2 protein-coding genes are annotated in these 848 nt (G+C 75.4%); one reads left to right on the forward strand and one right to left on the reverse strand.

From position 1 onward, the window contains the following. Nucleotides 1-472 (forward strand): pseudouridine synthase (locus tag G7A99_RS21995; protein WP_240466377.1); only part of this gene is annotated, 472 nt, incomplete at its 5' end. On the opposite strand, the gene G7A99_RS22000 is transcribed toward G7A99_RS21995, so the two are convergent. Then, on the reverse strand, nucleotides 436-848 hold a 413-nt coding region (locus G7A99_RS22000; protein WP_163144108.1), incomplete at its 5' end, for a TOBE domain-containing protein. The genes G7A99_RS21995 and G7A99_RS22000 overlap by 37 nt on opposite strands.

Raw genomic sequence — 848 nt, forward strand, 5'->3', positions numbered from 1 at the left:
CGGCGAGGTCGACCGGCCGGTCCCCCGGGAGAAGGGCGGCGAGAAGCGCCCGGCGCTGACCCGCTTCCGGCGCCTCGCCACTGTCGAGCTGCCCATTCCGGTGGACCGCTATCCCGCCGCGCGCTACTCGCTGGTGCGCGTCGTCCCGCTCACCGGGCGGCGGCACCAGATCCGTCGTCACATGGAGCGGGCGAACCACCCGCTGGTCGGCGACACCACCTACGGCCACGGGCCGCACAACCGGCTGTTCCGTGACCACCTGGACAGCCACCGCCTGCTCCTGCACGCGTGGCGTATCGCCTTCCCGCACCCGGTGGACGGCACGCCGTGCCAGATCACCGCGTCGCCGGCCGCGGACTTCGCGGACGTCTGTGCCGCGCTCGGCTGGCCGCTGTCCGGATTGCTGGCGGATACCGGCCTGGTGGGCGGCGGGGCTCAGGCGGACTCGCGGGGAAACGCGGCCAGGGGGTGACCGGCGGTGATCCGTGCGCTGACCCGCTCCCCCGGGGCCAGGTGGGTCTCGTGGTTGGTGCGGACCTTGAGCAGCGGGCCGTCGTCCAGGCGCGCCGCGTACAGCCGCGTGCCGCCCTCGTAGCGGGACCACTCGACCGCGGCATTGGTGTCGCCGTCGGCCGCCAGGGTGACGTCGTCGGGGCGCAGGAGTACGTCCACCGGGCCGTCCCCGCTGTCCCCGGCCCGGGCAGTGCCGGCGCCGAGCAGGGTCCGCAGCTCGTCGCCGCGGCGCTCGCCGGGCAGGAACACCGCCTCGCCGAGGAACTGCGCGACGAAACGGCTGGCGGGGGCGCTGAAGCACTGTTCCGGCGGGCCGAGCTGCTCCAGCCGGCCGG

The organism is Arhodomonas sp. KWT, assembly GCF_010993615.1.